The 7,551-nt window shown below is 38.2% G+C and carries 8 protein-coding genes; 3 read left to right on the top strand and 5 right to left on the bottom strand.

Translation table 11 applies throughout. The features are described from left to right. Window positions 1–9: 9 nt before the first annotated feature. From proS to cyaY, 3 genes are all read right to left on the bottom strand, one after another. A complete protein-coding gene (gene proS / locus HMPREF2813_RS05610) occupies window positions 10–1,728 on the bottom strand; it encodes a proline--tRNA ligase (protein ID WP_005648541.1) in 1,719 nt (572 codons plus the stop codon). Between the two features lie 84 nt (window positions 1,729–1,812). Continuing rightward, on the bottom strand, window positions 1,813–3,672 hold the full coding sequence (gene recQ / locus HMPREF2813_RS05615; RefSeq protein ID WP_005648542.1) for a DNA helicase RecQ: 1,860 nt from the start codon (window positions 3,670–3,672) through the stop codon (window positions 1,813–1,815). Window position 3,673: 1 nt separating this feature from the next. Then, window positions 3,674–3,979, bottom strand: a complete 306-nt coding sequence (cyaY, locus tag HMPREF2813_RS05620; RefSeq protein WP_005655473.1) for an iron donor protein CyaY — start codon at window positions 3,977–3,979, stop codon at window positions 3,674–3,676. Window positions 3,980–4,076: 97 nt separating this feature from the next. Between cyaY and lptM the strand changes: the two genes are divergently transcribed. The 3 genes from lptM to HMPREF2813_RS05630 all read left to right on the top strand — a co-directional run bounded on the left by lptM (window position 4,077) and on the right by HMPREF2813_RS05630 (window position 6,320). Continuing rightward, window positions 4,077–4,193, top strand: a complete 117-nt coding sequence (gene lptM / locus HMPREF2813_RS09595) for an LPS translocon maturation chaperone LptM (protein ID WP_005652274.1) — start codon at window positions 4,077–4,079, stop codon at window positions 4,191–4,193. Between the two features lie 47 nt (window positions 4,194–4,240). Then, window positions 4,241–5,488 carry a diaminopimelate decarboxylase gene (gene lysA / locus HMPREF2813_RS05625; protein WP_005666280.1) on the top strand — a complete coding sequence of 416 codons (1,248 nt, stop codon included), beginning with the start codon at window positions 4,241–4,243 and terminating at the stop codon, window positions 5,486–5,488. A 205-nt stretch (window positions 5,489–5,693) separates the two neighbouring features. Further along, a complete protein-coding gene (locus HMPREF2813_RS05630) occupies window positions 5,694–6,320 on the top strand; it encodes a response regulator (RefSeq protein WP_005648546.1) in 627 nt (208 codons plus the stop codon). Between the two features lie 61 nt (window positions 6,321–6,381). Here HMPREF2813_RS05630 and HMPREF2813_RS05635 read toward each other — a convergent pair whose 3' ends face one another. Then, complete coding sequence (locus tag HMPREF2813_RS05635) at window positions 6,382–6,822, bottom strand: DUF2489 domain-containing protein (protein ID WP_005648547.1); 441 nt, start codon at window positions 6,820–6,822, stop codon at window positions 6,382–6,384. A 3-nt stretch (window positions 6,823–6,825) separates the two neighbouring features. Then, a complete protein-coding gene (yihI, locus tag HMPREF2813_RS05640) occupies window positions 6,826–7,386 on the bottom strand; it encodes a Der GTPase-activating protein YihI (protein ID WP_005648548.1) in 561 nt (186 codons plus the stop codon). Window positions 7,387–7,551: the final 165 nt, after the last annotated feature.

The raw sequence follows: 7,551 nt of genomic DNA on the forward strand, positions 1-7,551 counted from the left end.
AAATACTGATTAGCGATTACCTAACTTTTCGTTTAAAACGCTGAGCAACTGATCTTTACTAATCATTTCTTTTTCACCAGTACGGCGGTTCTTATATTCAATTTCACCGTTCTCTAGGTTTTTCTCACCGATTACCACCATATGCGGCACACCGATAAGTTCCATATCGGCGAACATCACGCCCGGGCGTTCTTTACGATCATCAAAAATCACATCTACGCCTTGTGATTGTAAAGTGCGGTAAAGTTCTTCAGCGTATTTTTGCACGGCTTCAGATTTGTGCATATTCATTGGCACAATCGCCACAGTGAATGGGGCGATTTCGTCTGATGGCCAGATGATACCGCGTTCATCATGGTGTTGCTCAATGGCTGAAGCCACCACACGAGTTACACCAATACCGTAGCAACCCATCGTCATCACAAGAGGTTTACCATCTTCGCCTTGAACGGTCGCTTTCATCGCTTCAGAGTATTTTTTACCCAGTTGGAAAATATGTCCCACTTCAATACCACGTTTGATTTGAAGCGTGCCTTTACCATCCGGACTTGGATCACCTTCCACTACGTTACGTAAATCAAATACTTCAGGCATTGCTACATCGCGTACCCAGTTCACATTGAAATAATGTTTTCCATCGATATTCGCACCACAACTAAAATCAGACATTAACGCCACAGTGCGGTCAATAATTGCAGGAATATTAAGATTTACCGCGCCTAACGATCCCACGCCCGCACCAATTTTCGCTTTGATTTCAGTTTCGTCCGCAAACTCAAGAGGATCTGCCACTAACGGGTGTTTTTGTGCTTTGATCTCGTTTAATTCATGGTCGCCCCGAATAATCAACGCAACAAGTGGTTGATTTTCGTCTGCACCTTTCACAATCAAAGTTTTTACGGTTTTCTCGATTGGTAAATTGAATTGCTCCACCAACTCCGCAATAGTTTTCGCATTTGGTGTATCAACTAAACACATTTCAGCGGTTGGAGCTTGGCGTTCGCCTATAGCAATTGCTTCTGCAAGCTCAATATTCGCGGCAAAATCCGATTCCGTTGAGAACACAACATCATCTTCCCCGCTTGAAGCTAACACTTGGAATTCGTGAGAAGCTGACCCCCCGATTGAACCTGTATCCGCTTGCACCGCACGGAAATCTAAGCCTAAACGGTTAAAAATGTTACTGTATACTTGATACATCACATCATAGGTTGCTTGTAAACTTTCTTGTGTCGTGTGGAAAGAATACGCATCTTTCATAATAAATTCACGCGAACGCATTACACCAAAACGAGGGCGCACTTCATCACGGAATTTCGTTTGAATTTGATATAAGTTAAGTGGGAGTTGTTTGTATGAAGAAACTTCACGGCGGACTAAATCTGTAATCACTTCCTCGTGAGTTGGCCCAAGTACAAAGTTACGGTTTCCACGGTCTTCAAAACGAAGCAATTCAGGGCCATATTGATCCCAACGACCAGACTCTTCCCATAATTCCGCAGGTTGCACAACTGGCATTAATACCTCAATGGCACCACCTTTGTTCATCTCTTCGCGAACAACTTTTTCCACTTTTTTCAATACGCGAATACCCGTCGGTAGCCAGTTATATAAACCTGATGCCATTGGGCGAATCATACCTGCACGCAACATTAATTGGTGGCTCACAACCTGAGCATCATTTGGCGTTTCTTTTAGGGTGGAAAATAAATATTGACTTGTACGCATTGTTTAACCTTAAATTCTAAGAACTGAAAAAATTGGCGCAAGTATAACAAAAAGTGCGGTCATTTTTAACCGCACTTTTAACACTTAGTCATTATTTTGCGCATTCGCCAAAATTGCCTTATGTTCTTGAATCAATGCCATAAACGGCTGCCCAAACCGCTCTAATTTGATAGAGCCCACGCCATTAATTTGCAGCATTTCAATATTGCTTGTTGGCATATATTGTGCCATTTCTTGCAACGTCGCATCATTAAAGACAATGTACGGCGGAATATTTTCTTTATCGGCAATTTGTTTGCGTAAGAAACGCAAGCGTGCAAATAAATCCTTATCGTAATTTGCAACACCTTGACGTTGTGGATTATGAGCAATTTTACTGATTGCAGAAATACGAGGCATTGCCAATTCTAACGGTTCTTCGCCTTTCAAAATCACTTTCGCACTTTCAGTAAGTTGCAACGTTGGATTTAATTCACTAATAACCTGTTGCACAAAACCCAAATGAATAAGCTGACGAATGACAGACTGCCAATGCTCTTTACTTTTATCTTTTCCAATGCCATACACTGAAAGTTTATGGTGTTGGCGTTCAATAATTTTCTGATTGTGCATGCCACGCAACACCGCAATCACATAATGTGCACCAAAACATTGTCCCACTCGATAAATAGTAGACATTACTTTTTGCGCATCGACTAAACCATCATATTTTTTAGGAGGATCAAGGCAAATATCACAGTTATTACATGGTGTTTGTCGATGCTCACCAAAATAATTGAGAAGAACTAAACGGCGACAAGTCTGGCTTTCCGCAAATTCCCCAATAGCTTCTAATTTATGCTGCTCAATCTGACGCTGTGGCGTTTCTGGTTTTTCGAAGAGAATTTTTTGTAACCAAGCGTAATCAGCTGGTTCATAAAACAAAACCGCCTCGGCAGGCAAATCATCACGTCCTGCTCGACCTGTTTCTTGATAGTAAGATTCAATGCTACGTGGTAAATCAAAATGGGCAACAAAGCGCACATTGGATTTATTAATCCCCATTCCAAAAGCAATGGTTGCGACTACTACTTGAACATTATCACGCTGAAAATCCTGTTGCACACGTTCACGAATTGCCGTTTCCATTCCTGCGTGGTAAGCAGCAGCAGAGACACCTTTATTGCGTAAACTTTCCGCAATTCGCTCAACCTTATTTCTGCTGTTGCAATAAATAATCCCACTTTTACCCTTTTGAGCCAACACAAAACGTGTCAGTTGCTCCATAGGTTTGTATTTTTCTTCCAAGGTATAACGAATATTTGGTCGATCAAAACTACCAATATATTTGTGCAGATTTTTCAGATTAAGATGCCGCAGAATATCTTGTTGAGTCGCATAATCTGCCGTTGCCGTAAGTGCCATAATCGGCGCATCAGGGAAACTGGCTTTTAAACCGCCAAGCTGGGTATATTCAGGGCGAAAGTCATGCCCCCATTGAGAAATACAATGAGCTTCATCAATCGCAATAAAGCAGACTTTGCTATAAGAAATAAGTTGAAAGAAACTGTTCGTCATCACTTTTTCTGGCGACACATAAAGTAGTTTAAGTTGCCCAGAAATAAGCTTATTTTGTACTTGTTGCTGCTGTGCTAAAGTCTGACTAGAATTAAGAAAATCCGCCTCAATTCCATTAGCTTGCAGCTGATCCACTTGATCTTTCATCAAGGAAATCAGCGGAGAAATCACTAAAGTTAAGCCATCAAAACAAAGTGCGGGAATTTGGTAACAAAGCGATTTACCATTCCCCGTTGCCATTACCACCAACGCATCTTGTCCATTTAAAGCAGCATTAATAACTTCTTCCTGCCCTTTACGGAAAGATTGATAACCAAAAACCGATTTCAAAACAGAAAGTGCGGTCGGTTTTTCTATTATTTTTGATGGTAAAGGAGAATCCAGCATTTTAGAACTGCACGTTCTCGCCATGTGCAGCACAGGCTTCAACGAAACAATCCCAAAAACGTTGTCCGTCATTAGAAACCCAGTCGCCATTTTTAAAAGCAAAATGGAAACCGCCTAATTTACTTGCAATCCAAAGCTCAAGTAATGGTTCTTGCTTGTTAATCACTATTTGTGTGCGATTATCAAAGGTGATTGTAAATACTGAACCTTGCGTTTCGCAATCCACATCTGCGCCTTGGTTTTCCAATTCTTCTTCAATTTTTTGCCAAACTTGTTCAATATTTTGGTGAAATTCTGCAATATTCATAAAATTTTCCTGTTTAAATCTGATAAAATGCGGCAAATTATAAAGCCTTTCTCAAGCTTGTGAAAGGCGGATTTACCGATAAGTGAGAGAGAGAAAAATGAAAAAACTACTATCAATTTTAGTGCTTAGTGCAATTTGCATTGTGACAACAGGATGCGGCGTAAAAGGTTCTTTATATTTTCCTGAAAAAGATCAAGCTCAACAAACTCAATAATCTATTATCTAATATCATTCCCAAAATAACTAAAACAGGCACACAACATGAATTTCTTCCAATATAAACATAACAAACTTTATGCTGAAGATATTCCGGTTCAACAACTTGCTGAACAATTCGGTACACCTCTTTATGTATATTCTCGCGCGACACTAGAACGTCATTGGCACGCTTTTGACTCAGCTTTCGGTAAGCGTCCTCACTTAATTTGCTTTGCCGTGAAATCTTGCTCAAATATTGGCGTGTTAAATATTATGGCAAAACTTGGTTCAGGTTTCGATATTGTCTCACAAGGCGAACTTGAGCGTGTACTGGCAGCAGGTGGCGATGCGTCAAAAGTAGTCTTTTCTGGCGTTGCGAAATCTCGAGAAGAAATTATGCGCGCATTAGAAGTTGGAATCCGTTGCTTTAATGTGGAATCAGTTTCTGAGCTCAAGCACATTAACCAAATCGCGGGAGAAATGGGTAAAATCGCACCTATTTCTTTACGTGTAAATCCAGATGTTGATGCACATACACACCCTTATATTTCAACAGGATTAAAAGAAAATAAATTTGGTGTAAGCGTAAATGAAGCTCGAGAGGTATATAAATTAGCCTCAACGCTACCAAACATAAAAATAACAGGGATGGATTGCCACATAGGCTCACAGCTCACTGAATTACAACCATTCTTAGATGCAGCAGATCGCTTAATTGTCCTAATGGAACAATTAAAAGAAGATGGAATTACATTAAAACATCTCGATCTGGGCGGTGGTTTAGGCGTGACTTATACGGATGAAACACCACCGCATCCAAGCGATTACGCAAATGCGTTATTAGAAAAACTAAAAAATTATCCCGAACTTGAAATTATTCTTGAACCTGGCAGAGCAATTTCTGCAAATGCAGGAATTCTAGTAGCAAAAGTACAATACTTAAAAAGTAATGAAAGCCGTAATTTCGCCATTACCGACACAGGAATGAACGATATGATCCGACCAGCATTGTATGAGGCTTACATGAACATCATCGAAATTGACCGCACTTTAGCAAGAGAAAAAGCCATTTATGATGTTGTGGGACCAGTTTGCGAAACGTCTGATTTCTTAGGCAAACAACGAGAACTTTCAATTGCCGAAGGGGATTATATTGCTCAATGTTCTGCTGGTGCCTATGGAGCAAGTATGTCATCAAACTATAACTCAAGACCCCGTACTGCAGAAGTTTTAGTAGATGGCGATCAATCCTATCTAATTCGTCGCCGAGAAACCTTACAGGAACTTTGGGTATTAGAATCGACCATTTAATATTTCTTATCTTAAAAAAGAGCGGTAAAAAATTATCTATTTTTCTACCGCACTTTTTCTATTTTTATCCATCAATAAACCTACCTCAAATAGTAAGTTTTTGAGATAAATCAAATTTTTTTCTATTCTAGATTGGCATAGAATTGAATTCTTTATAAAATGTTATGCTTTTTAAAGTGGACTTCTAACCACTAAAGGAGAAATTATGCAAGATAAGCTAAAAGTTTTATTGATTGACGACCATCCGTTAATGCGTCGTGGCATTAAACAACTTGTAGAATTAGACGATAACTTTGAAGTAGTGGCTGACGTAAGCAGCGGCACAGAAGGGATTTCTGTGGCATTACAAACATCACCTGATGTGATCATTTTAGATCTCAACATGAAAGGACTTTCTGGGTTAGATACGCTCAAAGGATTACGTGCAGAAGGCGTTGATGCGCGAATTTTAATTTTAACAGTGTCTGATGCAAAAAATGATATTTATACTCTAATTGATGCAGGTGCAGATGGTTATTTGTTAAAAGATACTGAACCTGATACATTGCTAGACCAAATCAAGCGCATAGCACAAGGCGAAGTCATTCTGAGTGATTCTATTAAAAATTTATTATTAGAACGCACTCACGAAGATAATCCGTTAGACAGCTTAACGGATCGTGAAATGGGCGTACTTCGTCAAATTGCAACTGGCTTATCAAACAAACAAATTGCAGCACAACTGTTTATTTCAGAAGAAACCGTAAAAGTACATATCCGTAATTTATTACGTAAATTAAATGTTCATTCTCGTGTTGCAGCAACGGTATTATTTTTTGAACAAAATCGTTAAAAATAATCATAAAAAATGCGCTAGGAGAGACTTAGCGCATTTTTCTTTAAAATTATAATATTTAAATTAACTCAATAGATTTAATATCTTCTAATAAAATATACAATTCTTGTTTAATATTTTTTTCAAACTGTGCTTCTGCACTTTCTCGAGCTAAATCCAGACGCATTCTTTCTCTTTTCTCAAGTAGTTTACGGTCATCATGTGTAGGCATATCACGCACCACTTCATATAAATTAGCCATCGCAGGATAAGATGATAAATTCTTACCAAAAGGCCTTAATAGCATTGTAAGACGAATTACGCCTTCAGAAAGATTACATTCTCCAGACTGCATTGCACGAGCAATAATATCAATGCTCTCTTTTAATCGTATAACCCGATTATTCTTAGCTTTAGCAATCAATTCCTTTTGAACTTTTAACTGCTTTAATAAACGGATTGCATATAGAGTCAATCCAGTTACCAAGAAAAGTGCGATGACAAAAAATATCCAAATCATAGATTACCTAAATTGATTAATATCCATACGCTCGAAAGTGCGGTATAAATCATCTTCGCTTTCATCTTCGTCTTCAATGCCAAGTTCTTCCATTAACTCAGAAATTCGATCTAAGCATTCATCTACAAATTGTTGATCTGATTTACTAATAGTTTTACCCGCATCTAAAGCATCCAATAATTCATTAAGAATTTCATTATTTTCCAGATTTTCAAGCTCTTTCATTGGATCTTGTTTTTTCACCTGTTTTATTACAGGAATTACTTGACCTTTTTCAGGCTTATTAACAAATTCAACAACCAACGGTATCTTTTTCTTACTACCAATTTTTGGATCTTTAATTTCATTTTGAAGTTTATTCGCTTTTTCTTCAACCGCACTATGACGAGATCCTGAAGCTAAACCTTTATGCTTACGTTTTTTCTTATCTTCACGAGCTTTAGCATCCAATTCATAACGAGTAAGCTTTTTACCAGAGCGTGCTTTTGTTATATCTATTTTTTTATCTGCTTTGCGAATTGGCATAATATCTGTAATTCGACGTGTTTTTTTCTTACGAGCCATAGGGTACCTTTCTTAAAATTTTGTGGATTGTATCACTAGTACGTATTTTTCTCACTAACAAACATAAACTTTATCTAAACTTATTTTGTTAAAGTATAAACTTCTAAAAAACAAAAACCCCATATCTTTCGACACGGGGTTCTTCTGTTTTTATTTAACTTAGAT

Origin of the sequence: Haemophilus sp. HMSC066A11 (assembly GCF_001811665.1) — a bacterium.
Classification (GTDB): Bacteria; Pseudomonadota; Gammaproteobacteria; order Enterobacterales; family Pasteurellaceae; genus Haemophilus; species Haemophilus influenzae.